This is a genomic window from Pantoea sp. PvP021 (genome assembly GCF_054056055.1).
In genome coordinates, this window is record NZ_JBSRXX010000003.1 from 41547 (window position 1) to 67670 (window position 26124).

Here is a 26124-nt window from a genome sequence, read left to right on the forward strand (position 1 = left end):
ATCGTAAATGACGACTACAGCAACCGCAGGAAACAGCATGGCTACTGGAAATGAACAGAATCTGATCTGGATTGATCTTGAGATGACCGGACTTGATCCGACGCACGATCGCATTATTGAAATTGCGACCCTGGTGACTGATGCCAACCTGAACATTCTGGCGGAAGGGCCGGTCATGGCCGTTCATCAGTCCGATGCGCAGCTGGCGCTGATGGATGAGTGGAATGTCCGCACTCATACCAACAGCGGTCTGGTTGCGCGGGTGAAGGAGAGTCAGATTGACGATCGCGCAGCAGAGCTGGCGACCATTGAGTTCCTGAAACAGTGGGTTCCGGCGAACACCTCGCCTATCTGCGGCAACAGCATCGGGCAGGATCGTCGTTTCCTGTTTAAGTACATGCCTGAGCTGGAAGCGTATTTCCACTATCGTTATCTGGATGTCAGTACCCTGAAAGAGCTGGCTCGTCGCTGGAAACCCGATATCCTTCCTGGCTTCAAAAAAGGGGGGACGCACCAGGCTCTGGATGATATCCGTGAGTCCGTGGCGGAGCTGGCGTACTACCGCGAACACTTTTTGCAGCTTTAATCGGCGACGGGTGCGCATGAAATCACCAGGTTGCTGATTTAATCAGCAAACGCGCTGAAAGAGAAAATTTTTGCTTTCAGACGCTTGCAGCAGCAACGATTTCTCGTATAATGCGCACCCCGTACCGGTGAAGAATTTATTAACGGTACAAGGCGCGGGAATAGCTCAGTTGGTAGAGCACGACCTTGCCAAGGTCGGGGTCGCGAGTTCGAGTCTCGTTTCCCGCTCCAGTTTTAAAATGTAAGCAGTACCCTCTTTGCGGGAATAGCTCAGTTGGTAGAGCACGACCTTGCCAAGGTCGGGGTCGCGAGTTCGAGTCTCGTTTCCCGCTCCAGTTTTATTTAGCAGTGCCCTTCTATGCGGGAATAGCTCAGTTGGTAGAGCACGACCTTGCCAAGGTCGGGGTCGCGAGTTCGAGTCTCGTTTCCCGCTCCAGATTTAACATCACCCTCATTTCAGTCCGTTATCCGACTGTTTTACGTCGCGTGATTTTGATTGTTTCATGAAGGTTATCCACAGCACTGCACCCCATCATCTGCGCCTGTTACGGCGATCTGTAAATGGCTTTTGAACAGAGTTATCCACAACCTTGCAGGTTAACCGAAGCGATAGCCTCATTATTAAATAAACACAACTTTTATATAAGTTGTTGATATTTATCATTATGAAAATATTTCAATTTGTTATTAAACAGCAAAATCAGCGTTGTTGCAGTTGAATGACAACAGCTTTTTATTTTTATTCACAGCATGTGGAAAACGATAATTCGCGATCAAGCTGTTCAATCACGCATCACGCGGTAAACCCTTCTCTACTGCACGAACCAGGCGCTTCTGCTGGGCAGGTTGCACTTCAACCACGAGTTGCTCGCGTTTCTGCTGCTGCTGCGTGATTGCCCACAGAATATGTTCATCCAGCAGGTCACTTTCACCGAGTCGTTGTTCCAGTACCTGAACGATTTCGGGCGACCAGGGCGCGTTACCCAGCGCCACTGCAATATTACGCAGCCAGCGTAAATGACCAATGCGGCGAATCGCTGAGCCTTCAGTGATGCGTAAAAACTTCGCTTCATCCCATTGAAACAGATCGATCAGCTCAGGGGCGTGTAGCGCCGCTCGCGGTGAAAAGTCGCTTTCGTCACTGAGTTGTCCATAGCGATTCCACGGACAGATCAGCTGGCAGTCATCACAGCCATATATCCGGTTGCCCATCAGCGGGCGAAATTCTTCCGGGATCGCGCCTTCCAGCTCAATGGTGAGATAGGAAATACAGCGCCTGGCATCCACGACGTAGGGCTCAACGATCGCGCTGGTGGGGCAGATAGTCATGCAGGCGACACAGCGGCCACACTGCTCCTGCTGAGGTGTATCTATCGGCAGCGGAATATCGATCAGCAGTTCCCCGAGGAAAAACCATGAACCTGCTTCCCGATTCAGTATCAGCGAATGTTTGCCGGTCCAGCCGAGTCCCGCTTTGGCGGCCAGCGGCCGCTCAAGCAGCGGGGCCGAATCCACAAACGGGCGAAAATTAAGCTCGCCACAATGCTGCTGGATCATTTCTCCGAGCTTTTTCAGTCGATTGCGCAATACTTTGTGGTAATCACGACCTAATGCATAACGGCTGACATAGCCCAGCTGGGGATTTTTCAACGTGCTGGCAAAGGCGGCTTTGGCCGGAAGGTAGTTCATGCGAACGCTGATAACGCGCAGCGTGCCGGGCAGCAGTTCATGAGGACGCGCCCGCATCATGCCGTGTCGCGCCATCCACTCCATCTCGCCATGATACTGCTTATCCAGCCACGCCTGCAGGCGCGGCTCTTCCGCACTGAGATCGGTATCGGTGATGCCGACCTGCTGAAAGCCGAGATCCAATCCCCACTGTTTAATCTGTTGTGCGAATTGATGAAGATCGAGAGGGTATGACATGAGTAACCAGGATTCGAAGAAAAACAGCCGCAGTTTACCATATTCTGTCTGGCCTGCGCAGGCTGTGGCCCAGCTTGAGCAACAGGGGGCCGATGCGCTCGGCATTACGCTGTATGAGCTGATGCTGCGTGCCGGACAGGCCGCTTACGAGCATCTGACTGCGCACTGGCCAGAGGCCAGCCACTGGCTGATTCTGTGTGGTCACGGCAACAACGGTGGCGATAGTTATGTGCTGGCGCGACTGGGACAGGCGGCGGGCAAAACCGTTACGCTGCTGGCGTGCGAAAGTAAAAAAGCGTTGCCTGAAGAGGCGCAGCGTGCACGTGACGCGTGGCTGGATGCGGGCGGTGAAATTCATGCGGCCGATGCGGTCTGGCCAGAGCAGATCGATGTGATTGTGGATGCGCTGCTGGGAACCGGCAGTCATCGTGCGCCCGAAGAACCCTATGCCACGCTGATCCAGCAGGCGAACGCCCATGCGGCGCCGAAACTGGCCATTGATATGCCTTCCGGCTTATCAGCCCGCAATGGCACCGCGCCCGGTGAGGTAATCAATGCCAGCCATACGCTGAGTGTGGTCGCTCTTAAACCGGGCCAGATCACTGGCAAAGCGCGAGATTACATTGGAGAGCTTTACTATGCCGATCTCGGCCTGGCCGCTTTTCTGGCGGGCGAAGTAGCTCCCATCGCGCGTTATGATGCCAGCGCATTAACCCGCTGGCTCAAGCCGCGCAAACCAACCTCGCACAAGGGCAGTCATGGCCGGCTGCTGGTAGTGGGGGGCGATGCCGGTACCGCTGGCGCGGTGCGGATGACGGCAGAAGCGGCGTTGCGCAGCGGTAGTGGGTTAGTGCGAGTACTTACTCACAAAGATAATATTATTCCGATCCTGACCGCCCGGCCCGAAATTATGGTCGATGAACTGACCGATGAGCGCCTGACGGAGGCGCTGGAGTGGGCCGATGTCATTGCGATAGGGCCCGGTCTGGGTCAGCGCGACTGGGGAAAGCGGGCGCTGAAGCAGGTCGCGAGCAGTGAAAAGCCGATGCTTTGGGACGCGGATGCACTTAACCTGCTGGCAATCAGTGCGGAGAAACGTCAGAATCGCATTATTACGCCGCATCCTGGAGAAGCGGCGCGTTTGCTTAATACCGAGACCAGTGAAATTGAGAGTGACCGCTTACATGCAGCGCAGACATTGGCGCAGCGTTATGGTGGCGTAGTGGTACTGAAAGGCGCCGGTACGCTGATTGCCAGCGAGCAGGGTGAAATGGCCTTTGCTGACGTGGGCAATGCCGGAATGGCCTCCGGCGGTATGGGCGATCTCCTGAGTGGAATCATCGCCTCGCTGGTGGGCCAGAAACTGACGCTGTTTGATGCGGCCTGCGCCGGCTGCGTTGCACATGGTGCCGCGGCCGATGCGGTCGCTGCGGAACGTGGTACGCGCGGTATGCTGGCAACTGATTTACTGGATCTGCTGTGGCAGTTTGTTAATCCTGAGATGAATAAAGAAGCATGAAGACCTGTGTTATCTCTTTGCCCGATGAGGCGGCTACGCTCAGTTTGGGCGCTCAGCTGGCGCGCGCCTGTGGCAGCGCGGCAGTGATTTATCTCTATGGCGATCTGGGGGCGGGTAAAACCACCTTCAGCCGCGGCTTTCTGCAGGCGCTGGGCCATCAGGGCAACGTCAAAAGCCCTACTTACACGCTGGTTGAGCCTTACACGCTGGACGACCGCACACTTTATCACTTCGACCTCTATCGTCTTGCCGATCCTGAAGAGCTTGAATTCATGGGCATCCGCGACTATTTCAGCGGCGATGCTATCTGCCTGGTTGAATGGCCGCAGCAGGGCGCCGGTTTTCTGCCGCCGCCCGATCTCATGCTAACGCTGCGTTACGTGGGCGAGGCGCGTGAAGCGGAACTGACGGCACAATCCTCGTCGGGCCAGCAATGGCTTGAACAATTTGGTCAGGGCAGGGATCAGGCATGATGTCACGGATGAAAATAGCGCTGGTGACACTGTTGCTGCTGGTCTGTACACCCCTGTTTGCCGCCACCCTGTCGGATATCAAAGTCGCTAATGGCGACAGCCAGGCAACCATCACCCTGAACTTTGCCGGACAGCCTGTCTATGGCTTCTTCCCGCTGCGCAATCCTGACCGTGTGGTGCTTGATGTGCGCCAGAGCGGCGTGGTTCAGGGGCTGCCGTTAAATTTCAGCGGCGAAAACATCGTAAAGCGAATTCGCACCAGCACCCCGAAAGATAAACAGAGCGTGCGGCTGGTGTTTGAGCTGACGCAGGCGGGTAAAACCCGGGCGGTCACCCAGCGCAATGGCAACAGCTACAGCGTGGTCTTCACCATTACCGGTAAGCCAACTGCTGTTACGCGCAGTGTGCCTGCGCCGGTAACGGCCCCGACGCGCGTGCCCACCCAGAGTGCCGCAGCGGCGAACCCCTTTAATTCGAATCCGGTGACGTCCGTGACCAGCACAGCCAGCACCGTGAGTCCTGGCCGGGCCGTCAGCCAGAATGATACCGTGATTGTGGCGATTGATGCCGGACATGGCGGTCAGGATCCCGGCGCTATCGGGCAGCGCGGACTGAAAGAGAAGAACGTCACAATCGCAATTGCACGTAAACTGCGGGTGTTGCTGAATAACGATCCGATGTTTAAAGGCGTCCTGACGCGTGATGGCGACTATTTTATCTCGGTTATGGGCCGCTCCGACGTGGCGCGTAAAGCCAACGCCAACGTGCTGGTTTCAATTCATGCTGACGCCGCGCCGAGCCATGCGGCGACCGGTGCATCGGTCTGGGTATTATCAAACCGCCGGGCCAATAACGAGATGGCTAACTGGCTGGAGCAGAAAGAGAAACAGTCTGAGCTGCTGGGCGGCGCAGGTGACCTGCTGGCTAACAGTCAGGCCGACCCCTACCTCAGCCAGGCGGTACTTGACCTGCAATTCGGTCACTCGCAGCGGGTCGGTTATGACATCGCCCAGAAAGTGTTGCAGCAGATGCGCAGCGTGACGTCGCTGCATAAACGTCTGCCTGAGCATGCCAGTCTTGGCGTGCTGCGTTCACCCGATATTCCTTCTTTGCTGGTGGAAACCGGCTTTATCAGTAATTCCTCGGAGGAGCGACTGCTTGGCAGTAGCGCACACCAGGATAAGATTGCGCAGTCGATCTATAAAGGTCTGCGCACTTATTTCCTGGCGCACCCGCTGCAATCCATCCCAAAGGAGGAAAACCGGCCGCTGGGCTCGTCGCCAGCGGTTAACGTCGCCAGCAACCCGGCGACCGGGGTGACGCAATATACCGGCGTAACTCAGCGCCATACGGTAACGCGCGGTGAGACACTTTCCGGGATTGCCGCGAAGTATGGCGTCAGCATGGCGACCCTGCGTGAGATGAACACCCTGAAGCGGGATGTGGTATGGGTCGGACAGCGGTTGAAAGTGCCGGCCAGTGCGGCCGCCAGCCGTACCACGCGCGCCACGCCACGCGGCGTTGTGCGTCATAAAGTGGTCGTGGGTGATTCACTGACCGGCATTGCCGCACATTATGGCGTCAGCCCGAAAGCGATAATGCAGACCAATAATCTGAAATCGACCAACGTCATGTTGGGGCAGAACCTGAAAATCCCTGCATCCTGATTGTTTGCCCGGCCGCTGCGCCGGGCGGCCAGCTAAAAGGAAAACCATGCCGATACAAATTTTACCGCCCCAACTTGCAAACCAGATTGCGGCGGGTGAAGTGGTTGAACGTCCTGCATCGGTTGTAAAAGAGCTGGTGGAGAACAGCCTGGATGCTGGTGCAACGCGCATTGACGTTGATATTGAAAAGGGTGGCGCAAAGCTTATCCGCATCCGTGACAACGGCTGCGGCATCGTGAAAAGCGAGCTGTCGATGGCGCTGGCCCGACACGCCACCAGTAAAATCGCCTCACTGGATGATCTGGAAGCGATCATGAGCCTGGGTTTTCGCGGTGAAGCGCTCGCCAGTATCAGTTCTGTCTCCCGCCTGACCTTAACCTCACGTACCGCCGATCAAACCGAAGCCTGGCAGGCCTATGCGGAAGGGCGTGATATGACGGTAACGGTTAAACCGGCTGCGCATCCGTGTGGGACCACGCTCGAAGTGCTGGATCTGTTTTATAACACCCCGGCGCGCCGCAAATTTATGCGCACAGAGAAAACCGAGTTCGGTCATATCGACGAAGTGATCCGTCGTATTGCACTGGCGCGTTTTGATGTCGCGCTTTCACTGAGCCACAACGGCAAAATGATGCGTCAGTATCGGGCGGTCAGCGAGGAGAGCCAGCGCGAACGGCGACTGGCGGCTATCTGCGGCACCACGTTTATTCAGCATGCGCTGCGAATTGACTGGCAGCATGATGATCTCTCGCTGCGCGGCTGGGTCGCCGATCCCGCCGGTTCGCGCCAGGTCACCGAGTTACAATATTGCTACGTCAATGGCCGGATGATGCGCGACAAGCTGATTAATCACGCTATCCGCCAGGCTTTCCAGACCCAGCTCCAGGATGACCAGCAGCCCGCTTATGTGCTCTATCTGGAGATCGATCCGCATCAGGTGGATGTCAACGTTCACCCGGCCAAGCATGAAGTGCGTTTTCATCAGTCACGCCTGGTGCATGATTTTATTTATCAGGGCGTGGTCAGCGCATTACAGGCGATAGCGTCACCCATTTTGCCTGCGCTGCAGGCAGAAGAAGCCGCACCGCGCTGGCAGCCGGAAAACCGTCAGGCGGCGGGAGGGAATCATTTTGCGCAGCCTTCAGCCCCCGCCAGCGAGAATCAATCTTCAGCCTCCACGCGGCAAACACCGCCCGCAGCGGCGCCGGCCTGGCAAAACAAAGAGAACGTGTATCGTCAGCGTGAAGGCGCGGTTTATCAGCAGTTGCTGAAAACGCCTGTCAGCGCCACGCCGCCGCCAAAAAACCGTGAACCGGCACCGCGTCCGGCCGAAAAACCCTCGCCGCTGGCCGCGCATGCCCAGAGCTTTGGCCGGGTACTGACCGTGTTGCAAAACCATTATGCGCTGCTGGAGCAGGATCAGAAGTTAATGCTGATGGCGCTGCCGGTCGCGGCGCGCTGGCTGAAACAGGCGCAGCTTGAACCGGGTGAGGAAGGGCTTAAACCGCAACCCCTGCTGATTCCGGTGCGGCTCAAAATCGCCCTGGATGAACGGCAGGCCGCAAAAGAAAAGAGCAGCCTGCTCAATCAGATGGGTATTGATCTTCAGCCCGAAGGTGACCACGTGACCTTACGCGCGGTGCCTTTACCGTTACGAACACAAAATTTACAAATCTTGATTCCTGAGCTGTTAGGCTATCTCGCCCGGCAGCAGGAGATCTCTGCGACGCAACTGGCCCAGTGGCTGGCGCGGCGTCAGGATACAGAGTCCTCCGACTGGAATCACTCACAGGCGATCAACCTGCTGGCAGAGCTTGAACGGCTTTGCCCACAGCTGCTGAAATCGCCGCCTTCAGGCTTATTACAGCCCATAGAGATTGAGAGCGCGATCAACGCGTTGAAGCATGAGTGAATTAAACCAGGCTGGCCGGCCAAAGGCTATTTTTTTGATGGGACCCACGGCTTCTGGCAAGACTGCTTTAGCAATTGAATTGCGTAAGCGGTTACCAGTGGAACTAATCAGCGTAGACTCTGCCTTAATCTATCGTCAGATGGATATTGGTACGGCGAAACCGTCGGCTGAGGAGTTAGCAGTGGCACCCCATCGTCTGCTCGACATTCGCGATCCCGCTGAAGCCTATTCGGCAGCGGAGTTCCGGCGGGATGCTTTAGCAGAAATGGCGGATATCGTTGAAGCCGGACGAATACCGTTGCTTGTTGGTGGAACCATGCTCTACTTCAAGGCGTTACTTGAAGGATTGTCGCCGTTGCCCTCGGCCGATCCCGACGTTCGTCAGCGGATAGAGCAAACGGCGCGTGAAAAAGGCTGGGAAGCTTTACACCGCCAGCTGTGTGAAATCGACCCGGTTGCCGGCAGTCGTATTCATCCGAATGATCCGCAGAGACTTTCGCGAGCACTGGAAGTTTTTTTTATTTCGGGTAAAACTTTAACGGAACTGACAAAAACATCCGGTGAAGCGTTACCCTACGACGTGCAACAGTTTGCCATCGCCCCCGCGAGCCGTGAATTGCTGCACCAGCGCATCGCGTTGCGTTTTGAGCAGATGTTGGCGTCAGGATTTGAAGCGGAGTCTCGGGCCCTTTTTGCACGAGGTGATTTGCATACGGACATGCCTTCCATTCGTTGTGTTGGCTATCGTCAGATGTGGTCTTATTTATCGGGCGAAATCGATTACAGCGAGATGGTTTATCGGGGAATTTGCGCAACCCGGCAGCTTGCTAAGCGACAGATGACCTGGTTACGCGGTTGGGAAAATGTTCACTGGCTTGACAGTGACGAGCCCCGGCTGGCGCGTGATACAGTGTTACAGGTTCTTAGTGCGAAGCATGGGTGATTGTGTACAATTGATGGGTTATCGTGCGCAAATTTTTACGCAGTTTTTTCAGAACCATAGGTTCTACTTGCAACAAACAACAAGCATATAAGGAAAAGATAGAATGGCTAAGGGGCAATCATTACAAGACCCGTTTTTGAACGCACTGCGTCGTGAACGTGTTCCGGTTTCGATTTATCTGGTTAACGGTATTAAGTTGCAGGGTCAGATTGAGTCATTTGATCAGTTCGTCATTTTGTTGAAAAACACGGTGAGTCAGATGGTGTATAAGCACGCCATTTCTACCGTTGTTCCTTCACGCCCGGTTTCTCACCATAGCAATAATACCGGTGGCGGCAGCAACAATTACCATCATGGCGGCAGCAACACAACTGCGCAGCCACAGCCACAACAAGACGGTGATAACGCAGAATAACGCGTCACCGTACAGCCAGGAACGGAGAACAGCGGTTTTCCGTCCTGGTCTTTTATTTAGCGAGGTTATAGCTTGTTTGACCGTTATGAAGCCGGTGAGCAGGCCGTACTGGTACACATCTGGTTCTCCCAAGACAAAGAAGTAGAAGATTTGCAGGAGTTTGAAACCCTGGTCTCTTCTGCTGGCGTTGAGGCGCTGCAAGTGGTTACTGGCAGCCGCAAAGCGCCACACCCCAAGTATTTTGTCGGTGAAGGAAAGGCCGTTGAAATTGCCGATGCGGTAAAAACAACAGGAGCATCGGTCGTATTATTCGATCATGCCCTTACGCCCGCTCAGGAAAGAAACCTCGAGCGCCTGTGCGAATGCCGGGTCATTGATCGCACCGGTTTAATTCTGGATATCTTTGCCCAACGCGCACGTACCCACGAAGGTAAATTGCAGGTTGAGCTGGCACAGCTGCGCCATCTTGCGACACGTCTGGTGCGCGGCTGGACCCACCTTGAACGCCAGAAAGGCGGGATTGGTTTACGTGGCCCGGGTGAAACGCAGTTAGAAACGGACCGCCGGCTGTTGCGCGGCCGTATCAGTCAGATTTTGTCTCGTCTTGAGCGAGTTGAAAAACAGCGTGAGCAGGGACGTCAGTCACGCGCCAAAGCGGATGTGCCAACGGTTTCGCTGGTGGGTTACACCAACGCCGGCAAGTCGACCCTCTTTAACGCCATGACCTCCGCCAATGTCTTTGCCGCAGACCAGCTGTTTGCGACGCTCGACCCCACACTGCGCCGTCTGAATGTTGCTGATGTCGGGGACGTGGTACTGGCGGACACGGTAGGCTTTATTCGCCATCTTCCTCACGACCTGGTTGCCGCTTTTAAAGCCACGCTGCAGGAGACACGTCAGGCGACGCTGTTAATGCACGTGATTGATGGGGCTGACCTTCGCGTCACGGAAAATATCGCCGCCGTCGATGCCGTACTGGAAGAGATTGAAGCGGACGAAATCCCGACGTTACTGGTGATGAATAAAATCGATATGCTCGACGGATTCGAACCGCGTATCGATCGTAACGAAGAAAACCTGCCAATCCGCGTCTGGCTTTCCGCCCAGACAGGCGCAGGCATTCCGTTGCTATGGCAGGCGCTGTCTGAGCGTCTGGCGGGTGAAATAGCCCAGCACGCATTACGTCTGCCACCGGAAGCGGGGCGACTTCGCAGCCGTTTCTATCAGCTGCAGGCGATTGAGAAAGAGTGGAATGAAGAAGACGGCAGTGTAGGATTGCAGATACGTATGCCCATTATTGAGTGGATGCGTTTATGTAAGCAGGAACCGTCGCTGACCAGTTACATTGTTTGATATTGCCCAAACGCATTTACCTTAAAAATTGAAGATTGTCGCACTTTCGTTGCAGACCCGAATACGCTGGCGTTACCCGAGTATTTTGGATTTCAGCAAGGCGGCAACTGAGTGAATCCCCGGGAGCTTACGCAGGTAAGTGACCAGGGTGAGCGAAGGCAGCCAACACCGCTGCAATCCGAAAGCTGAAGGGTAAAAATCGTAATTACAATAAATGGAGTAGAAACATGGCGTGGAATCAGCCCGGAAATAACGGACAGGACCGCGACCCGTGGGGAAGCAGCAATAATCAAGGCGGCAACTCTGGGGGGAATAAGGGAGGACGGGAATCCGGGCCTCCTGATCTGGATGATATCTTCCGTAAGCTGAGCAAGAAGCTTGGTGGACTGGGCGGTGGCAAACAGAACGACAACGGTCAGCGCGGCTCCGGCAGCGGTGGCAAAATTGTTGGTATCGTGGCTGTTGCTGCTGTAGTCATCTGGGCTGCAAGCGGTTTCTACACCATCAAAGAAGCGGAACGTGGCGTGGTGACGCGCTTCGGTAAATTCAGCCATCTGGTCGAACCCGGCCTGAACTGGAAGCCGACATTCGTTGATCAGGTGCGTGCGGTTAACGTTGAATCGGTGCGCGAACTGGCTGCTTCTGGCGTCATGCTGACTTCGGATGAGAACGTGGTACGCGTGGAGATGAACGTGCAGTACCGCGTGACCGATCCGGAACGTTATCTTTATGCTGTGACCAGCGCGGACGACAGCCTGCGTCAGGCTACCGACAGCGCACTGCGCGGCGTGATTGGTCGCTCTACCATGGACCGCATCCTGACCGAAGGTCGTACCGTGGTGCGTAGCGATACCCAGCGTGAAATCGACGAGACGATTCGCCCTTATAACATGGGGATCGCGGTGCTGGACGTCAACTTCCAGGCTGCACGTCCGCCGGAAGAGGTGAAGTCTGCATTTGATGACGCGATTGCCGCACGCGAAAACCGCGAGCAATACGTTCGCGAAGCCGAAGCTTACGCCAACGAAGTTCAGCCTCGTGCTAACGGCCAGGCGCAACGTATTCTGGAAGAGGCACGCGCTTACAAAGAGCGTACCGTTCTGGAAGCGCAGGGTGAGGTGGCGCGTTTCGCCAAGATCCTGCCTGAGTATAAAGCTGCACCCGAAATCACCAAAGAGCGCCTCTATATCGAGACCATGGAACGTGTGCTGAGCCATACCCGCAAAGTACTGGTTAACGATCGGAGTAATAACCTGATGGTGCTGCCGCTGGATCAACTGATGCGTGGCGGTCAGACTTCATCGGGCCAGAATGGTCAGAAAGGCGCGAATGGTTCTTCGCTGCCTGCGCGCTCCGATAGCAGTGCCAGCCGCAATGAAACGTCGTCATACAGTCCGGACAATATCATGGATCAGCGTCGGGCAAATGCTCAGCGCAGCGACAGCCAGCGCGAAGGGAGAGAGTAATCGATGCGTAAGCCAATAGTATTTTTAATCATTGTCGTGCTGGTGGCGCTCTATGCGTCCCTGTTTGTGGTGCAGGAAGGGCAGCGAGGCATTGTTCTGCGCTTCGGTAAAGTCCTGCGCGACGGCGAAAACAAACCGCAGGTGTTTGAGCCGGGTCTGCATTTCAAGATTCCATTCCTGGAAACGGTTAAAACGCTGGATGCGCGTATCCAGACCATGGATAACCAGGCCGATCGCTTCGTCACCAAAGAGAAGAAAGATCTGATCGTGGACTCCTACATCAAGTGGCGTATCAGCGACTTCAGTCGCTACTACCTGGCCACCGGTGGCGGTGATGTCTCTCAGGCGGAAGTGCTGCTGAAACGTAAGTTCAGTGACCGCTTGCGTTCTGAGATGGGTCGTCTGGATGTGAAAGATATCGTAACGGACTCTCGTGGTCGTCTGACCACCGATGTGCGTGACGCGCTGAATACCGGCTCTGCAGGCAACGATGATGAAATCGCAACCCCTGCGGCTGATGACGCGATTGCCAGTGCAGCGGCCCGTGTCGAGCGTGAAACCAACAGCAGCGAACCGGCTCCGAACCCGAACAGTATGGCGGCGTTAGGTATTCAGGTGGTAGATGTGCGTATCAAGCAGATCAACCTGCCGACCGAAGTGTCTGATGCGATCTTTAACCGTATGCGTGCTGAGCGTGAAGCGGTAGCGCGTAGCCAGCGTTCACAGGGTCAGGAAGAGGCGGAAAAACTGCGCGCCCAGGCCGATTACCAGGTCACCCGTACTCTGGCTGAAGCCCAGCGCGAAGCACTGATTACACGCGGTGACGGTGATGCGGAAACGGCGCGGTTGTTTGCCGATTCGTTCAGCAAAGATCCTGACTTCTACGCCTTTATTCGTAGCCTGCGTGCCTATGAAAACAGCTTCAATAGCGATCAGGATGTGATGGTGTTAAGCCCGGATAGCGACTTCTTCCGATATATGAAGGCGCCCTCTAACGCGACACGCTAAGAACTGATATAACCTGTGGGCCGACAATGTTGTCGGCCCTTTTTTTTGGGTATCAGAATGAAAACAAGCATCTGGATGGCGCTGGCGCTGGTGTTAGTGCTGGAAGGGTTGGGACCAATGTTTATGCCGCGCGCCTGGCGACGCATGATCCTGACGATGACGCGGTTGCCCGATCGTCTGCTGCACCGCTTTGGTGGAGGACTGGTCGTTGCTGGCATGGTGATTTACTGCATGCTCAGCCTGCACGGCAACCTCTGAGGCTGACGTTCAGACCGGCTAAATTGTGCCTTTCAACGCTATTATCCCCAACATGTTGTAGTGATCAAAACTCAGGCAAAAAAGCGCGCAATCGTATGCTAAAAGTGCTGAAAACCACGGGATCAGATGGTAGAATCCTTTTTTAAGCAATCGGTGATTTTGAGAAATGGGTAAGAACGTCGTCGTACTGGGCACCCAATGGGGTGACGAAGGTAAAGGTAAGATTGTAGACCTTCTGACTGAGCGCGCGAATTACGTTGTGCGTTATCAAGGCGGCCACAATGCGGGCCACACGCTTGTCATCAACGGTGAAAAAACCGTCCTCCACCTGATCCCTTCTGGCATTCTGCGCGATAACGTCACCAGCATCATTGGTAACGGCGTAGTGCTCTCTCCTGAAGCCTTAATGAAAGAGATGAAAGGCCTGGAAGCGCGCGGGATTCCGGTACGTGAACGTCTGCTGATTTCTGAAGCCTGTCCGCTGATCCTGCAATATCATGTTGCGATGGATATGGCGCGTGAACGTGCTCGTGGCGCCAAAGCGATTGGTACCACGGGTCGTGGCATCGGACCGGCTTACGAAGATAAAGTCGCTCGCCGTGCCCTGCGCGTCAGCGACCTGTTTAACAAAGAAACCTTTGCTGCCAAGCTGAAAGAAGTGGTCGATTTCTACAACTTCCAGCTGGTGGAGTACTACAAAGAGCCGGCAGTCGACTTCGATAAAGTGCTGAGTGATGTGATGGAAGTCGCTGACATCATCACTGGCATGGTCGTTGACGTCTCTGAACTGCTGGACGTCGCGCGTAAGCGTGGCGATCTGATTATGTTTGAAGGTGCGCAGGGTACGCTGCTGGATATCGATCACGGTACCTATCCGTACGTGACCTCATCCAACACCACCGCAGGTGGCGTAGCGACCGGTTCAGGCATTGGCCCGCGTTATGTCGACTACGTGCTGGGTATTGTGAAAGCTTACTCAACCCGCGTTGGCGCAGGCCCGTTCCCGACCGAGCTGTTCGATGAAACCGGCGAATTCCTCTGTGCGCAGGGTAATGAGTTTGGCGCGACCACCGGTCGTCGTCGTCGTACCGGCTGGCTGGATGCGGTAGCGGTTCGCCGCGCGGTCCAGATCAACTCCCTGTCAGGTTTCTGCATGACCAAGCTGGACGTGCTGGATGGCCTGAAAGAGGTGAAGATCTGTGTGGCTTATCGTATGCCTGATGGCCGCGAAGTGACCACCACGCCACTGGCGGCAGAGAACTGGGAAGGCATTGAGCCGATCTACGAAACCCTGCCAGGCTGGAGTGAGACAACGTTTGGCGTCAAGACGCTGGAAGGTTTGCCTCAGGCTGCGCGTTACTACATCAAGCGTGTGGAAGAGGTAACGGGTGTGCCGATTGATATCATCTCAACCGGCCCTGATCGTAGTGAAACAATGATTCTGCGCGACCCGTTCGACGCGTAATCATTCAGGCCGGACGCTGTCCGGCCCTTGTTTTTCCATTCTTTGATGCCACTTAACCTCCCTTCGCTTGTCAAACCTTCTGCTGGCTTAAAAAAGCGCACGGCCAGACAGACTCTGGTTTATCATCGTAGCTAATCGAATGGCGATCCGATTTAATCCTGGCATCAATCACAGGGCGAATAAGGTCATGCCGCGCCTGAAGGTTCACTGAGGTTACTGTGCAGCTCACGAGTTTTACTGATTATGGCTTACGGGCACTGATTTATCTGGCATCGTTGCCGGAAGGTCAGCAGACCAATATTACGGAAGTGACGAACACTTATGGTTTGTCCCGTAATCATATGGTCAAAATTATCAATCAGCTGAGCCGGGCGGGCTATGTCGCCGCAACGCGTGGTAAAAACGGGGGCATTCGTCTGGGTATGCCAGCTCGTCAGATTGTCATTGGCGATGTGGTACGTAAGATGGAACCACTACAATTAGTGGATTGCGCGTCCTGTTCCATCACGCCAGCCTGTCGTCTGAAGCAGGCGTTACATGATGCGGTGCAGCGATTTTTGCAGGAGCTGGATAGCTATACGTTGGCAGATCTGGTCGAAGGAAATACACCACTTTATGAGATCATCTTGTCCAGATCGCCGGTGGAAATAAATATTAAATGACATCGGAGGAACCGCTATGTCAAAAGATCCTTTTCAGGATAGAGAAGCTGAAAAATACGAAAACCCTATTCCGAGCCGTGAATTTATTCTGGCTCTGTTAGAAAAACGTGAAAAACCGGCCAGCCGCGAAGAGCTGGCTGAAGAGATGAATCTGCAGGAAGAAGAACACCTTGAGGCGCTGCGTCGCCGCCTTCGCGCCATGGAGCGTGATGGTCAGCTGGTGTTCACCCGCCGTCAGTGTTATGCCCTGCCAGAACGTCTTGATCTCCTGCGCGGTAAAGTCATTGGCCACCGCGATGGCTACGGCTTCCTGCGGGCAGAAGGTCAGAAAGATGACCTCTACCTTTCCGCAGAACAGATGAAATTCTGTATGCACGGTGACGTGATCCTGGCGCAGCCGCTGGGTGCCGATCGCAAAGGCCGCCGCGAAGCGCGCGTGGTCCGGGTGCAGGAACCCCGCAACAATCAGATCGTTGGCCGTTACTTTACCGATGCCGGTGCTGGCTTCGTGGTACCGGACGACAGTCGCCTGAGTTTTGACATCCTCATCCCGCCTGAAGAGACGATGAATGCCCGCATGGGTTCCGTGGTGGTGGTTGAGCTGGTCCAGCGTCCGAACCGTCGCAGCAAAGCGATCGGTAAAATCGCCGAGATTCTGGGCGATGATATGGGTACCAGCCTGGCCGTGGATATGGCGCTGCGTACGCATGAAATCCCGCACACCTGGCCGCCGGAAGTGGAAGCTCAGGTCAGCAAACTGAAAGAAGAAGTCCCGGAAGAGGCCAAAAAAGGCCGCGTCGATCTGCGTAAGCTGCCGCTGGTCACCATCGATGGTGAAGATGCCCGTGACTTTGATGATGCTGTTTACTGTGAGAAGAAGCGTGGTGGCGGATGGCGTCTGTGGGTAGCTATCGCGGATGTCAGCTATTACGTCCGTCCGGGCACCCCACTGGATGACGAAGCGCATCAGCGCGGAACCTCGGTCTACTTCCCGTCGCAGGTTGTGCCGATGCTGCCGGAAGTGCTGTCGAATGGCTTATGTTCGCTTAACCCGCAGGTCGATCGCCTCTGTATGGTGTGCGAGATGACCATCTCGACCAAAGGTAAACTGACCGGCTTCAAGCACTATGAAGCGGTGATGAACTCCCATGCGCGTCTGACCTACAACAAAGTCTGGAACATTCTGCAGGGCGACAAAGAGCTGCGCCAGCAGTATGCGCCGCTGGTTAAAGACCTTGAAGAGCTGAACAACCTCTATCATGCGCTGGAAGCCGCTCGTGAAGAGCGCGGCGGTATCTCGTTTGAAACGGAAGAGGCGAAGTTTATCTTCAACGCCGAGCGCCGTATTGAGCGTGTTGAGCGCGTGTCACGTAATGACGCCCATAAGCTGATCGAAGAGTGCATGATTCTGGCGAACATCGCCTCGGCACGCTTCGTTGAGAAAAATCAGGAACCGGCGCTGTTCCGCGATCACGATCGCCCGACCGACGAAAGCATCAAGAGCTTCCGTACCGTGCTCAACGAGCTGGGACTGAGCCTGCCTGGCGGCAATAAACCGCAGCCAATCGACTATGCGGCGCTGCTGAAGCAGGTTGCCGATCGTCCTGATGCGGAAATGCTGCAAACCATGCTGCTGCGTTCGATGAAGCAGGCCGTTTACGATCCGGAAAATCGCGGTCACTTTGGTCTGGCACTCTCTTCGTATGCGCACTTTACCTCGCCAATCCGTCGTTACCCGGATCTGACGCTGCATCGCGCCATCAAATATCTGCTGGCAAAAGAGCAGGATGAAGGTAAAGGCCTGGTACAGCGCGCCATTAAATACCTGATGCCGAGAGATCGCAGCGTCGCCAAAGATATGACGACAGCAACCGGCGGCTATCACTACGAGATGCCGCAGATGCTGCAACTGGGCCTGCACTGTTCCCTGACCGAACGCCGCGCCGATGAAGCGACCCGTGACGTCGCGGACTGGCTCAAGTGTGACTTCATGCAGGACCAGGTTGGCAACGTCTTCAACGGCGTCATCTCCAGCGTGACCGGATTTGGCTTCTTTGTACGCTTAAGCGATCTGTTCATTGATGGTCTGGTCCACGTTTCGACGCTCGACAACGATTACTACCGTTTTGACCCGGTAGGTCAGCGTCTGATCGGTGAATCGGGCGGTCGCACCTATCGTCTGGGTGATACGGTTGAAGTGCGTGTTGAAGCTGTCCATATGGACGAGCGTAAAATCGACTTTGCCCTGATCTCCAGCCAGCGTCAGGTACGTGGTGAAGGCAAAACCGCACGCGACCGGGCGAAGCGTGACGACAAAGCGCCAGCGAAACGCCGTCGTGATGCGAGCAAGAAGTCCAACTTCGAGCCGGACGCCGCTTTCCGGGGTGACAAGGGCAAGACCGCCGCTGCAAATACCGAGAATAAAAGTAAAAACGTCTCGGAAAAAACCCGTAAAATCGCCGCCGCCACCCGGGCGAAGCGCGCCAGAAAAAAGGCGCAGCCTGACTGATGCGCGCACCCGCCCTTTCTCACTGAGAAAGGGCGGTCATTCATTCATTTCCAAACACTGAGCAGATCGATGAGCGAAATTATTTTTGGTATCCATGCCGTGCAGGCGCTGCTGGAACGTGATCCACAACGTTTCCAGGAAGTCTTTATCCTCAAAGGCCGCGACGATCGTCGCCTGCAACCCGTGGTCGCCGCGCTGGAAGCTCAGGGGGTCGTGATTCAGCTGGCCGAGCGCAAGTGGCTCGACAGCCAGGTTGAAGGCGGTGTGCATCAGGGTATTGTGGCGCGGGTAAAACCGGGTCGTCAGTATCAGGAAGGCGACCTGCCGGATCTGCTGCAGAGCCTGGAGAAACCCTTCCTGCTGGTGCTGGACGGGGTCACCGATCCGCACAATCTGGGTGCCTGCCTGCGCAGTGCCGATGCGGCCGGTGTGCACGCGATTATCGTGCCGAAAGATCGCTCTGCGCCCCTGAATGCAACGGCCAAAAAAGTGGCCAGCGGCGCGGCAGAAAATGTGCCGTTGATCCGCGTCACCAACCTGGCACGTACCCTGCGTCTGCTGCAGGAGTACAACATCTGGGTTGTCGGTACCGCAGGTGAAGCTGACCATACCGTCTTCCAGAGCAAAATGACCGGTCCGATGGCGCTGGTGATGGGCGCGGAAGGGGAAGGCATGCGTCGTCTGACCCGTGAGCATTGCGATGAGCTGATCAGCATTCCGATGGCCGGCAGCGTCTCTTCGCTGAATGTCTCGGTGGCTACGGGTGTCTGCCTGTTTGAAGCGGTGCGTCAGCGCAACGCCTGATCCCCGATGTGATCCTCGCCACAAATTAGTTTCTGTACCAGGCATAACTGCGCGTCATTCGTATATACCCAAAGGATTTCGGGTTGCATTGAGGCGGCAAGAGAACGAATCCCGATGAGCTTACATGAGTAAGTGATTCGGGTGAGGGAACGCAGCCAACAAAAATGCAGCTTGAAAGACGACGGGTATACTTACTGAGTGACATCCGCGAGGAGTGGTTATGACCTGGACAACACACACCGTTTTTAATCAGCCCCATCCTCTGAGCAACAGCAACCTGTTCCTGTCTGATACGCCGCTCGGCGAGGCACTGTCACGCGAAGGCGCCGGATGGGACCGGGAATGGCTGGCTTCGGTAGGCCGACAGCTGGGCAGCGCCGAGTCGCTGGAGCTGGGCCGGCTCGCCAACGCGGAGCCACCTGAGCTGCTGCGCTACGACGCCCGTGGCGTACGGATGGATGAAGTCCGTTTTCACCCCGCCTGGCACCTGCTGATGCAGGGTGTCTGCGCCAGCCGCCTGCATAATCTCAGCTGGCATCCCACAGTACGTGAACAGGCCAGCGTGGCGCGCGCTGCGCGCTTTATTCTGCACGCACAGGTTGAAGCGGGCACGCTTTGCCCGGTGACCATGACGCACGCGGCCATTCCACTGCTGCAGACTTATCTGCCCGCCGCGTTCGAAGGCTGGCTCGATCCGCTGCTCAGCGATCGTTACGATACCCATGCGCAGCCCGGCGACCAGAAGCGGGGTCTGCTGATCGGTATGGGCATGACGGAAAAACAGGGCGGCAGCGATCTGCTCACCAGCACTACCCGGGCCGAGCCGCTGGGGGCGCGCGGCCCGGGTGAAGCCTACCGGCTGACCGGCCACAAATGGTTCTTCTCGGTGCCGCAGAGCGATGCGCATCTGGTGCTGGCGCAGACGCCCGCCGGATTAAGCTGTTTCTTCCTGCCGCGCCTGTTGCCTGATGGGTCACGCAACGCCATCCAGCTTGAGCAGCTTAAAGATAAGCTGGGTAATCGCTCAAATGCCAGTTGTGAGGTGGAGTTTCGCGATGCGACCGGCTGGCTGCTGGGAGAAGAGGGCGAAGGCGTGCGGCTCATCCTTAAAATGGGCGGTATGACGCGCTTCGACTGCGCACTCGGCAGTCATGGTCAGATGCGGCGTGCATTCTCGGTGGCACTCTGGCATGCACATCAGCGCCAGGTGATGGGAAAAAACCTGGTGGATCAGCCGCTGATGCGTCAGGTTCTGGCACAGCAGGCGCTGCAGCTGGAGGGACAAACCGCGCTGCTGATGCGGCTGGCGCGCGCCTGGTCACAACCGGCAAAACCGCATGAGGTCACGTTTGCCCGCTTATTCACTCCGGCTGCAAAATATCAGATCTGCAAAGCGGGAGCCCCGTTCGTCGCGGAGTCGATGGAAGTGCTGGGGGGCATCGGCTACTGCGAAGCGAGCGAGCTGCCGCGCCTCTATCGTGACATACCGGTCAACAGCATCTGGGAAGGGTCGGGCAACGTGATGTGTCTTGACGTACTGCGCGTGCTCACCCGTCAGGCAGAGGTTTCGGAGATGCTGGGCCAGGAATTTGAAGCGGTGAAAGGGAGTAATCGTCATTTCGATGCGCGCTGGCGTCAGTTACGGCTGCGAATGAGCAAAGTCCCCGAAGAGCAGGCGCGCGAGGTGACCCGCACACTGCTGCTGCTTGCGACCGGCGCTCAGCTACTGAAATATGGCGAACCGCCGCTGGCGGATGCATGGTGCCAGCAGTGGCTCGATCGGCGTGGCTCCCGCCCGCTTGAGACAGCAATCACAGACCGTTTACTGGCCCGCGCCTGTGGCAGGTGATGCGCCGTAAAGAATCGCGCTGGCGTACCAGAGACCGGGCATTACCGTTTCACTCAGCGCCACGATCTGATAGTAAGCCGCACCGGCCTGGTTAGCCCGGGTGGCCACGGCCCGCCCGGCATCATCCGGTGAGCCGCGCACGTTAACGGTAATATTGCCCAGCTTTGGCAAACCGCCACTCTGCGCCCGTGAAATCTCCTGCGCCTGTTGCGTCGGCGCGGGCGGTGCTTTTGGCGTGGTCTCAAGCGCGGAACAGCCTGCCAGCAGCAGGCTTATCACCAGTAAACAAGCGAAACGCATAGCAAAACCCTCTTTCAGGACGAAGCATTAAGTGTATGCCATCGCCCTGAATGGCGTCAGGATTTAAGGCTGAATACGCTGACCAGCTGGGTCAGGTGATGCCCTTTATCACTCAGGTTCTGCGCGCTGTTTTCCGCCTGTGTCACCAGTTCGCTGTTCTGGTGAGTCGCCTGGCTGATCTGGTTCATCGCCAGATTAACCTGGCCGATTCCTGCCGCCTGCTGCTGCGCCGCCACGTTGATCTCGCCCATCAGCGCCTGCACCTGCTCGATGTGGGTCACAATGTCGCTCATCGCATCGCGCGTCTGCTCAGATAACTGATGGCCTTCCGCCACGTTGCTGATGGAGGTCGCAATCAGTCCATCAATCTCTTTAGCGGCCTGCGCAGAACGCTGTGCCAGCGCACGCACTTCTGCGGCCACCACGGCAAAGCCACGGCCCTGTTCCCCTGCACGTGCCGCTTCAACGGCGGCGTTCAGCGCCAGGATATTGGTCTGGAAGGCGATCGACTCAATCACGTGGGTGATATCCGCAATGCTTTGTGATGAAACCTTAATCGCCGACATGGTGTTGACCGAACGCACCACCGTCTGGCTGCCGTGACTGACGATATCGCTGGCTTCGGCCACCAGTGACATCGCCTGACGCAGGCTGTCTGCGGTGTGTTCAACCGTTGCGCCAAACTGCTCCATGCTGGCGGAGGTCTGTTCCACGCTGCTGGCCTGTCGTCCGATCTGCTCGCTGATGTTATGACTGCTGGCCGCGATGGTGTCCGTACCGTCGCTGATCTCCTGCGCCGCGCCGCGCACCTGACTGACGATTTTCTCCAGACCATCGCCAATGCCGTTGATCGCAACGATCAACTGGCCCACTTCATCGCGACGCTGGGTATCCATATGGACCTGCAGATTCCCGGCAGCATACTGCTCCGCCAGATGGATCACCTGCTGCAGCGGACGGGTAATCGCCCGACGGCTGTACCAGACAAACCCCAGCGCAAAGACCACCACCAGAATCAGTCCGGTTATCAGGAACAGGTTACGGCTATGCGTAATCGGGGCGAGCAGGCTTTCACGGTTAACTTCGCCGGCGATCACCCAGTTCCAGCCCGGCAGCTGCTGCCAGGCCAGAATCTGGTGCTCGCCGTTGATCTCTGCCTGCAGCATGCCCTGCGGCTGAGTCAGCAGCGGCTGGAGTGTCGCGTCATCCCAGGCGGGTCGTTTTCCTTCGTCGTGCTGATCGAACAGATACTCTCCCTGCGTCTTACCGGGCGTGCCGTTGAGCACAAAGAAATGACCACTATCACCCAGCTTGCGTGCCAGGATTTTTTCACGCATCAGCGCATACTGCTTATCAATGCCAACGCCGACAAACAGGATGGCGACAACCTTGCCACTCTCATCTTTTACCGGCTGATATTGTGTGATGTAGCGATGGCCGAACAGCGTCGCCAGCCCCTGATAGACGTCGCCCTGACTGACGCTTTTCCAGGCGGCGCCGTTGCGGTCAAGCTGCGTACCGATTGCGCGACTGCCATCCTGCTTTTTCAGCGAGGTGGAAATACGGATAAAATCATCGCCGTCGCGCACAAAAATGGTCGCCACGGCGGCGGTGCGTTCGGTGAAATCGTCTACCGCGGTCTGGTCGAGGTTCAGCGTTTTTAACCCGGCGCGCAGCACCGGCGTCGAAAAGGCACCGACCTGCACCCGGGAGTCTTCATCCAGGCTAAAGCGCTTAGGCAGGAAGCTGGTAAACAGACTGGTGTAGTGAGCCACCTCTTCGGTGAGAGTGGCGTTGAACATGGTGGCCATTTCACTGATGCCCTGCACCTGGTTTTGCATGTCATCGATGGCGAGATTTTCCAGCTGCCGCGAAGCGGTGTGGCTCTGGGTTAGCGTCAGAACCAGCAACAATAACGCAACGCTGAGAGACGTCAGTACAGACAGCTTAACTCCAAGACTCAGGCCGCTGAGAGAGAGACGCTTCATAAATTACCTTTGATCAAGTTAGGGGGACACAACATCAACGGCAAAGCGCGGGAAAAGTTTAGGCCGAAATCTGGCGACTAAACGCAGCAGGGGATTTCGTAAATTAACCCGCAGACGTACACTCAATCGGCACGCCTTGCCCCTTCTCAGGAGAGACAATGATTGAACTCACCACAGAAACGCTGGCCGGTATCGAATGCCTGCACGCCACGCCTGCCGGACAACGGCATCAGCCACTGCCTACCGTGCTGTTTTATCACGGCTTTACCTCTTCAAAAGAGGTCTACGCCTACTTCGCTGTCGCGCTGGCACAGGCGGGGTTCCGGGCGGTGATGCCGGATGCGGATCTGCACGGCGCGCGCTATCACGGCGATGCCGATGCACGCCTTGGTCGCTTCTGGGAGATTCTGAAACAGAACATTGATGAGCTGCCGCAGCTGGAATCGGCGCTGCGCGCTGACGATCTGATCGCCAGCGAGCGTTTTGCGGTGGCGGGCGCGTCGATGGGCGGCATGACGGCGCTGGGCGCGATGGCACGTTATCCGCAGATTCAGAGCGTCGCCTGCCTGATGGGATCGGGCTATTTTATGCAGCTCAGTCAGTCGCTCTTTCCGCCGCTGGTGGCCGACACGCCTGAGCAGCAAGCGCAGTTTGCTGCCCGCATGGCACCGCTGGCCGACTACGATCCCTGCAACCGGCTGGAGGCCCTGGCAAACCGTCCGCTGCTGTTGTGGCATGGTGAGGCGGATGAGGTGGTGCCCTGGGCGGAGAGCGTCCGGCTGGAGAGGGCGCTGCGTGACAACGGGCTGGCGCAGCATCTGACTGCGCTGTCTGAAAAACAGATTGGACATAAGATCACGCCATCAGCATTGACGGCGCTGGTCAGCTTTTTTAAACAGCAGCTATAAAAATGAGCGGGCGGAGAGTGGATCTGCCGCCCGTAAATTTACCGGCACTTACCAGTGCGCAGACGATTTTTCTGCTGCTCTGGCAGGCGCGTTGACCGGGTTCTTTTGTGGCGCATCCAGCCGATTAATGTAGATATAACCCGATGCCGCTTCGCTGCTGTGACTTCTTATCTGCTGCGCACAGTCAGTATTGCTGGCAAGAGCGGGTGGAGACAGGAAGAGACCCAGTAAAGTGGCGATGACGAACGTTTTCATGCCCGACTCCTCACTTCAGGGAACACACTCTGTTAGACGCCGATAAGCCAAACCGTAACGTCTGCATTAAGTTTAGCGACTGTGCACATTATCGCCAGATCGTCCGCCTGAAGCTCTTTATCAGCTTTTTTGAACCTTTCCCGCTTAACGCGCTGTATTCACATGATTAGCACGAAAAGCTACCGTATATGGCACGCCGGATGGCATTTGTTGAAATGTGCGCTTGAGTTTAGCCGTCGCCGCCAGTATGATTACGCGTCAATTTTTCAGCCGCATTCTCAGGCTGTGTCCCACAAACGCTCGTCATAACGAACCTTTGTGGGACACAGCCTATAACGTTCCTTGCTTCCATGGGCCGCGGTTGACCCCGACAGGAGGCTGAATAATCCGTAAGGAGCAATTTCGATGCGTCATTACGAAATCGTATTTATGGTTCATCCTGACCAGAGCGAACAGGTTCCTGGCATGATCGAGCGTTACACTGGTGCTATCACTGGTGCAGAAGGCACGATTCACCGTCTGGAAGACTGGGGCCGCCGTCAGCTGGCTTACCCGATCAATAAACTGCACAAAGCGCATTACGTTCTGATGAACGTTGAAGCGCCGCAGGAAGCGATCGATGAGCTGGAAACGAACTTCCGCTTCAACGACGCCGTTATCCGTAGCATGGTTATGCGCGTTAAAAACGCGGTAACTGAAGCATCGCCGATGGTTAAAGCGAAAGATGAGCGTCGTGATCGTCGCGAAGATTTTGCTAACGAATCCGCTGATGAGTCAGATGCTGGGGATTCTGAAGAGTAATCCATCGTGACGGTTAATCGACTTCGCCTGTCTGGCACTGTGTGCAAGACGCCGGTTCGAAGAGTTAGCCCGTCAGGAATTCCTCACTGTCAGTTCGTGCTTGAGCACCGCTCAGTGCAGGAGGAGGCCGGGTTTCACCGGCAAGCCTGGTGTCGTATGCCGGTTATTATCAGCGGCAGCGCCCATCAGGTGATTACTCAACATATAACGGTCGGCACGCAACTCACACTCGACGGTTTCATTAGTTGCCATCAGGCACGAAATGGCCAGAGCAAAGTGGTGTTCCATGCCGAGCAGATTGAATTGATAGATTCTGGAGACTAGCCTAATGGCACGTTATTTCCGTCGTCGCAAGTTCTGCCGTTTCACCGCGGAAGGCGTTGTTGAGATCGATTACAAAGACATCGCAACGTTGAAAAACTACATTACCGAAAGCGGTAAAATTGTCCCGAGCCGTATCACCGGTACTCGTGCAAAATACCAGCGTCAGTTGGCTCGCTGCATCAAGCGTGCGCGTTACCTGTCTCTGCTGCCGTACACTGATCGTCATCAGTAATCGGCAACTGTCCATTAACGACTTTAAGAGGATAAGGTAATGCAAGTTATTCTGCTTGATAAAGTAGCAAACCTTGGCACCCTGGGTGATCAGGTTAACGTTAAAGCGGGCTACGCTCGTAACTTCCTGGTACCACAGGGCAAAGCTGTTCCTGCTACCAAGAAAAACGTTGAGTTCTTCGAAGCACGCCGTGCTGAACTGGAAGCCAAACTGGCTGATGTTCAGTCTGCAGCAACTGCACGCGCTGAGAAAATCAATGAACTGGGCACTGTAACCATCACGTCTAAAGCGGGCGATGAAGGTAAACTGTTCGGTTCAATCGGTGCCCGCGACATCGCTGATGCAGTGACTGCAGCTGGCGTTGAAGTGGCTAAGAGCGAAGTTCGTCTGCCGAACGGCGTTCTGCGCACTACCGGTGAGCATGAAGTAAGCTTCCAGGTTCACAGCGAAGTATTCGCGAAACTGAACGTGAAAGTAGTTGCTGGTTAATCTTTATTAACTG

Annotated in this window: 25 protein-coding genes and 3 tRNA genes; 24 read left to right on the forward strand and 4 right to left on the reverse strand. The window is 55.9% G+C overall.

The window, feature by feature from the left end:
• Nucleotides 1-37: 37 nt before the first annotated feature.
• The 4 genes from orn to ACVKSX_RS11795 all read left to right on the forward strand — a co-directional run bounded on the left by orn (nt 38) and on the right by ACVKSX_RS11795 (nt 1021).
• Nucleotides 38-586 (forward strand): oligoribonuclease, encoded by a 549-nt coding sequence (gene orn / locus ACVKSX_RS11780; protein WP_010256094.1) that lies wholly within the window; start codon nt 38-40, stop codon nt 584-586.
• Nucleotides 587-740: 154 nt separating this feature from the next.
• Nucleotides 741-816: transfer RNA gene (locus ACVKSX_RS11785), tRNA-Gly, on the forward strand.
• A 28-nt stretch (nt 817-844) separates the two neighbouring features.
• Nucleotides 845-920 (forward strand) — tRNA-Gly (locus ACVKSX_RS11790).
• A 25-nt stretch (nt 921-945) separates the two neighbouring features.
• Nucleotides 946-1021, forward strand: a tRNA-Gly gene (locus ACVKSX_RS11795).
• Between the two features lie 350 nt (nt 1022-1371).
• Here the strand turns inward: ACVKSX_RS11795 and queG are convergent.
• Nucleotides 1372-2511: a tRNA epoxyqueuosine(34) reductase QueG gene (gene queG / locus ACVKSX_RS11800; RefSeq protein ID WP_010256097.1), complete on the reverse strand. Its 1140-nt coding sequence runs from the start codon at nt 2509-2511 to the stop codon at nt 1372-1374.
• Here queG and nnr point away from each other — a divergent pair.
• The 15 genes from nnr (at nt 2510) to ACVKSX_RS11875 (ending at nt 20814) form a co-directional block, all read left to right on the forward strand.
• Nucleotides 2510-4030 (forward strand): bifunctional ADP-dependent NAD(P)H-hydrate dehydratase/NAD(P)H-hydrate epimerase, encoded by a 1521-nt coding sequence (gene nnr / locus ACVKSX_RS11805; RefSeq protein WP_313925696.1) that lies wholly within the window; start codon nt 2510-2512, stop codon nt 4028-4030. The genes queG and nnr overlap by 2 nt on opposite strands.
• The gene (tsaE, locus tag ACVKSX_RS11810; protein ID WP_064690027.1) at nt 4027-4503 is read left to right on the forward strand and encodes a tRNA (adenosine(37)-N6)-threonylcarbamoyltransferase complex ATPase subunit type 1 TsaE; all 477 of its coding nucleotides are present in this window, start codon (nt 4027-4029) and stop codon (nt 4501-4503) included. Before nnr ends, tsaE begins: the two co-directional genes overlap by 4 nt.
• Complete coding sequence (gene amiB, locus ACVKSX_RS11815; RefSeq protein WP_064690026.1) at nt 4500-6170, forward strand: N-acetylmuramoyl-L-alanine amidase AmiB; 1671 nt, start codon at nt 4500-4502, stop codon at nt 6168-6170. The genes tsaE and amiB overlap by 4 nt, the downstream gene beginning before the upstream one ends.
• A gap of 46 nt (nt 6171-6216) precedes the next feature.
• Nucleotides 6217-8082 (forward strand): DNA mismatch repair endonuclease MutL, encoded by a 1866-nt coding sequence (mutL, locus tag ACVKSX_RS11820; protein WP_033785557.1) that lies wholly within the window; start codon nt 6217-6219, stop codon nt 8080-8082.
• Nucleotides 8075-9025: a tRNA (adenosine(37)-N6)-dimethylallyltransferase MiaA gene (gene miaA, locus ACVKSX_RS11825; RefSeq protein ID WP_010256112.1), complete on the forward strand. Its 951-nt coding sequence runs from the start codon at nt 8075-8077 to the stop codon at nt 9023-9025. Before mutL ends, miaA begins: the two co-directional genes overlap by 8 nt.
• A 103-nt stretch (nt 9026-9128) precedes the next feature.
• Complete coding sequence (hfq, locus tag ACVKSX_RS11830; protein WP_010256116.1) at nt 9129-9440, forward strand: RNA chaperone Hfq; 312 nt, start codon at nt 9129-9131, stop codon at nt 9438-9440.
• Between the two features lie 72 nt (nt 9441-9512).
• Nucleotides 9513-10793 carry a ribosome rescue GTPase HflX gene (hflX, locus tag ACVKSX_RS11835; protein WP_010256119.1) on the forward strand — a complete coding sequence of 427 codons (1281 nt, stop codon included), beginning with the start codon at nt 9513-9515 and terminating at the stop codon, nt 10791-10793.
• 227 nt (nt 10794-11020) lie between these two features.
• On the forward strand, nt 11021-12259 hold the full coding sequence (hflK, locus tag ACVKSX_RS11840; RefSeq protein WP_033769798.1) for an FtsH protease activity modulator HflK: 1239 nt from the start codon (nt 11021-11023) through the stop codon (nt 12257-12259).
• Between the two features lie 3 nt (nt 12260-12262).
• Nucleotides 12263-13267, forward strand: coding sequence for a protease modulator HflC (hflC, locus tag ACVKSX_RS11845; protein ID WP_010256123.1), 1005 nt, complete (start codon nt 12263-12265; stop codon nt 13265-13267).
• 57 nt (nt 13268-13324) lie between these two features.
• Complete coding sequence (locus ACVKSX_RS11850; protein WP_010256126.1) at nt 13325-13525, forward strand: DUF2065 domain-containing protein; 201 nt, start codon at nt 13325-13327, stop codon at nt 13523-13525.
• A 166-nt stretch (nt 13526-13691) separates the two neighbouring features.
• Nucleotides 13692-14990 carry an adenylosuccinate synthase gene (locus ACVKSX_RS11855; protein WP_354438937.1) on the forward strand — a complete coding sequence of 433 codons (1299 nt, stop codon included), beginning with the start codon at nt 13692-13694 and terminating at the stop codon, nt 14988-14990.
• Between the two features lie 218 nt (nt 14991-15208).
• Nucleotides 15209-15652, forward strand: a complete 444-nt coding sequence (nsrR, locus tag ACVKSX_RS11860) for a nitric oxide-sensing transcriptional repressor NsrR (protein WP_010256130.1) — start codon at nt 15209-15211, stop codon at nt 15650-15652.
• Between the two features lie 16 nt (nt 15653-15668).
• On the forward strand, nt 15669-18161 hold the full coding sequence (rnr, locus tag ACVKSX_RS11865) for a ribonuclease R (protein WP_354438936.1): 2493 nt from the start codon (nt 15669-15671) through the stop codon (nt 18159-18161).
• Nucleotides 18162-18230: 69 nt separating this feature from the next.
• Nucleotides 18231-18965, forward strand: a complete 735-nt coding sequence (gene rlmB, locus ACVKSX_RS11870) for a 23S rRNA (guanosine(2251)-2'-O)-methyltransferase RlmB (RefSeq protein ID WP_010256134.1) — start codon at nt 18231-18233, stop codon at nt 18963-18965.
• Nucleotides 18966-19185: 220 nt separating this feature from the next.
• Nucleotides 19186-20814 carry an isovaleryl-CoA dehydrogenase gene (locus ACVKSX_RS11875; protein ID WP_050680381.1) on the forward strand — a complete coding sequence of 543 codons (1629 nt, stop codon included), beginning with the start codon at nt 19186-19188 and terminating at the stop codon, nt 20812-20814.
• On the opposite strand, the gene bsmA is transcribed toward ACVKSX_RS11875, so the two are convergent.
• Both bsmA and ACVKSX_RS11885 read right to left on the reverse strand, forming a co-directional pair.
• Complete coding sequence (gene bsmA, locus ACVKSX_RS11880) at nt 20788-21114, reverse strand: biofilm peroxide resistance protein BsmA (RefSeq protein ID WP_064690024.1); 327 nt, start codon at nt 21112-21114, stop codon at nt 20788-20790. The two genes, ACVKSX_RS11875 and bsmA, sit on opposite strands and share 27 nt — an antisense overlap.
• 56 nt (nt 21115-21170) lie before the next feature.
• The gene (locus ACVKSX_RS11885; protein ID WP_052271675.1) at nt 21171-23102 is read right to left on the reverse strand and encodes a methyl-accepting chemotaxis protein; all 1932 of its coding nucleotides are present in this window, start codon (nt 23100-23102) and stop codon (nt 21171-21173) included.
• A 158-nt stretch (nt 23103-23260) separates the two neighbouring features.
• Between ACVKSX_RS11885 and yjfP the strand changes: the two genes are divergently transcribed.
• Nucleotides 23261-24010, forward strand: coding sequence for an esterase (yjfP, locus tag ACVKSX_RS11890; protein ID WP_354438934.1), 750 nt, complete (start codon nt 23261-23263; stop codon nt 24008-24010).
• A 48-nt stretch (nt 24011-24058) separates the two neighbouring features.
• Here yjfP and ACVKSX_RS11895 read toward each other — a convergent pair whose 3' ends face one another.
• Complete coding sequence (locus ACVKSX_RS11895) at nt 24059-24265, reverse strand: hypothetical protein (protein WP_354438933.1); 207 nt, start codon at nt 24263-24265, stop codon at nt 24059-24061.
• Between the two features lie 405 nt (nt 24266-24670).
• Here ACVKSX_RS11895 and rpsF point away from each other — a divergent pair, with 405 nt between their 5' ends.
• From rpsF to rplI, 4 genes are read left to right on the forward strand one after another with little or no spacing between them, the layout of a single operon-like run.
• Nucleotides 24671-25066: a 30S ribosomal protein S6 gene (gene rpsF, locus ACVKSX_RS11900; RefSeq protein ID WP_003855334.1), complete on the forward strand. Its 396-nt coding sequence runs from the start codon at nt 24671-24673 to the stop codon at nt 25064-25066.
• A gap of 6 nt (nt 25067-25072) precedes the next feature.
• Entirely contained in the window at nt 25073-25390 is a 318-nt protein-coding gene (priB, locus tag ACVKSX_RS11905; protein ID WP_010256154.1) for a primosomal replication protein N, read from the forward strand.
• Nucleotides 25391-25394: 4 nt separating this feature from the next.
• The gene (gene rpsR / locus ACVKSX_RS11910; protein ID WP_002210155.1) at nt 25395-25622 is read left to right on the forward strand and encodes a 30S ribosomal protein S18; all 228 of its coding nucleotides are present in this window, start codon (nt 25395-25397) and stop codon (nt 25620-25622) included.
• Between the two features lie 39 nt (nt 25623-25661).
• Nucleotides 25662-26111, forward strand: coding sequence for a 50S ribosomal protein L9 (gene rplI / locus ACVKSX_RS11915; protein WP_010256429.1), 450 nt, complete (start codon nt 25662-25664; stop codon nt 26109-26111).
• The last annotated feature ends 13 nt before the right edge of the window (nt 26112-26124 follow it).

Bases quoted from the DNA above. Each gene is read 5' to 3' on its own strand.
- orn (WP_010256094.1), top strand. From the start codon at position 38: ATGGCTACTGGAAATGAACAGAATCTGATCTGGATTGATCTTGAGATG.
- nnr (WP_313925696.1), top strand. From the start codon at position 2,510: ATGAGTAACCAGGATTCGAAGAAAAACAGCCGCAGTTTACCATATTCT.
- queG (WP_010256097.1), bottom strand. From the start codon at position 2,511: ATGTCATACCCTCTCGATCTTCATCAATTCGCACAACAGATTAAACAG.
- tsaE (WP_064690027.1), top strand. From the start codon at position 4,027: ATGAAGACCTGTGTTATCTCTTTGCCCGATGAGGCGGCTACGCTCAGT.
- amiB (WP_064690026.1), top strand. From the start codon at position 4,500: ATGATGTCACGGATGAAAATAGCGCTGGTGACACTGTTGCTGCTGGTC.
- mutL (WP_033785557.1), top strand. From the start codon at position 6,217: ATGCCGATACAAATTTTACCGCCCCAACTTGCAAACCAGATTGCGGCG.
- miaA (WP_010256112.1), top strand. From the start codon at position 8,075: ATGAGTGAATTAAACCAGGCTGGCCGGCCAAAGGCTATTTTTTTGATG.
- hfq (WP_010256116.1), top strand. From the start codon at position 9,129: ATGGCTAAGGGGCAATCATTACAAGACCCGTTTTTGAACGCACTGCGT.
- hflK (WP_033769798.1), top strand. From the start codon at position 11,021: ATGGCGTGGAATCAGCCCGGAAATAACGGACAGGACCGCGACCCGTGG.
- hflC (WP_010256123.1), top strand. From the start codon at position 12,263: ATGCGTAAGCCAATAGTATTTTTAATCATTGTCGTGCTGGTGGCGCTC.
- ACVKSX_RS11850 (WP_010256126.1), top strand. From the start codon at position 13,325: ATGAAAACAAGCATCTGGATGGCGCTGGCGCTGGTGTTAGTGCTGGAA.
- ACVKSX_RS11855 (WP_354438937.1), top strand. From the start codon at position 13,692: ATGGGTAAGAACGTCGTCGTACTGGGCACCCAATGGGGTGACGAAGGT.
- rnr (WP_354438936.1), top strand. From the start codon at position 15,669: ATGTCAAAAGATCCTTTTCAGGATAGAGAAGCTGAAAAATACGAAAAC.
- rlmB (WP_010256134.1), top strand. From the start codon at position 18,231: ATGAGCGAAATTATTTTTGGTATCCATGCCGTGCAGGCGCTGCTGGAA.
- ACVKSX_RS11875 (WP_050680381.1), top strand. From the start codon at position 19,186: ATGACCTGGACAACACACACCGTTTTTAATCAGCCCCATCCTCTGAGC.
- bsmA (WP_064690024.1), bottom strand. From the start codon at position 21,114: ATGCGTTTCGCTTGTTTACTGGTGATAAGCCTGCTGCTGGCAGGCTGT.
- ACVKSX_RS11885 (WP_052271675.1), bottom strand. From the start codon at position 23,102: ATGAAGCGTCTCTCTCTCAGCGGCCTGAGTCTTGGAGTTAAGCTGTCT.
- yjfP (WP_354438934.1), top strand. From the start codon at position 23,261: ATGATTGAACTCACCACAGAAACGCTGGCCGGTATCGAATGCCTGCAC.
- ACVKSX_RS11895 (WP_354438933.1), bottom strand. From the start codon at position 24,265: ATGAAAACGTTCGTCATCGCCACTTTACTGGGTCTCTTCCTGTCTCCA.
- rpsF (WP_003855334.1), top strand. From the start codon at position 24,671: ATGCGTCATTACGAAATCGTATTTATGGTTCATCCTGACCAGAGCGAA.
- rpsR (WP_002210155.1), top strand. From the start codon at position 25,395: ATGGCACGTTATTTCCGTCGTCGCAAGTTCTGCCGTTTCACCGCGGAA.
- rplI (WP_010256429.1), top strand. From the start codon at position 25,662: ATGCAAGTTATTCTGCTTGATAAAGTAGCAAACCTTGGCACCCTGGGT.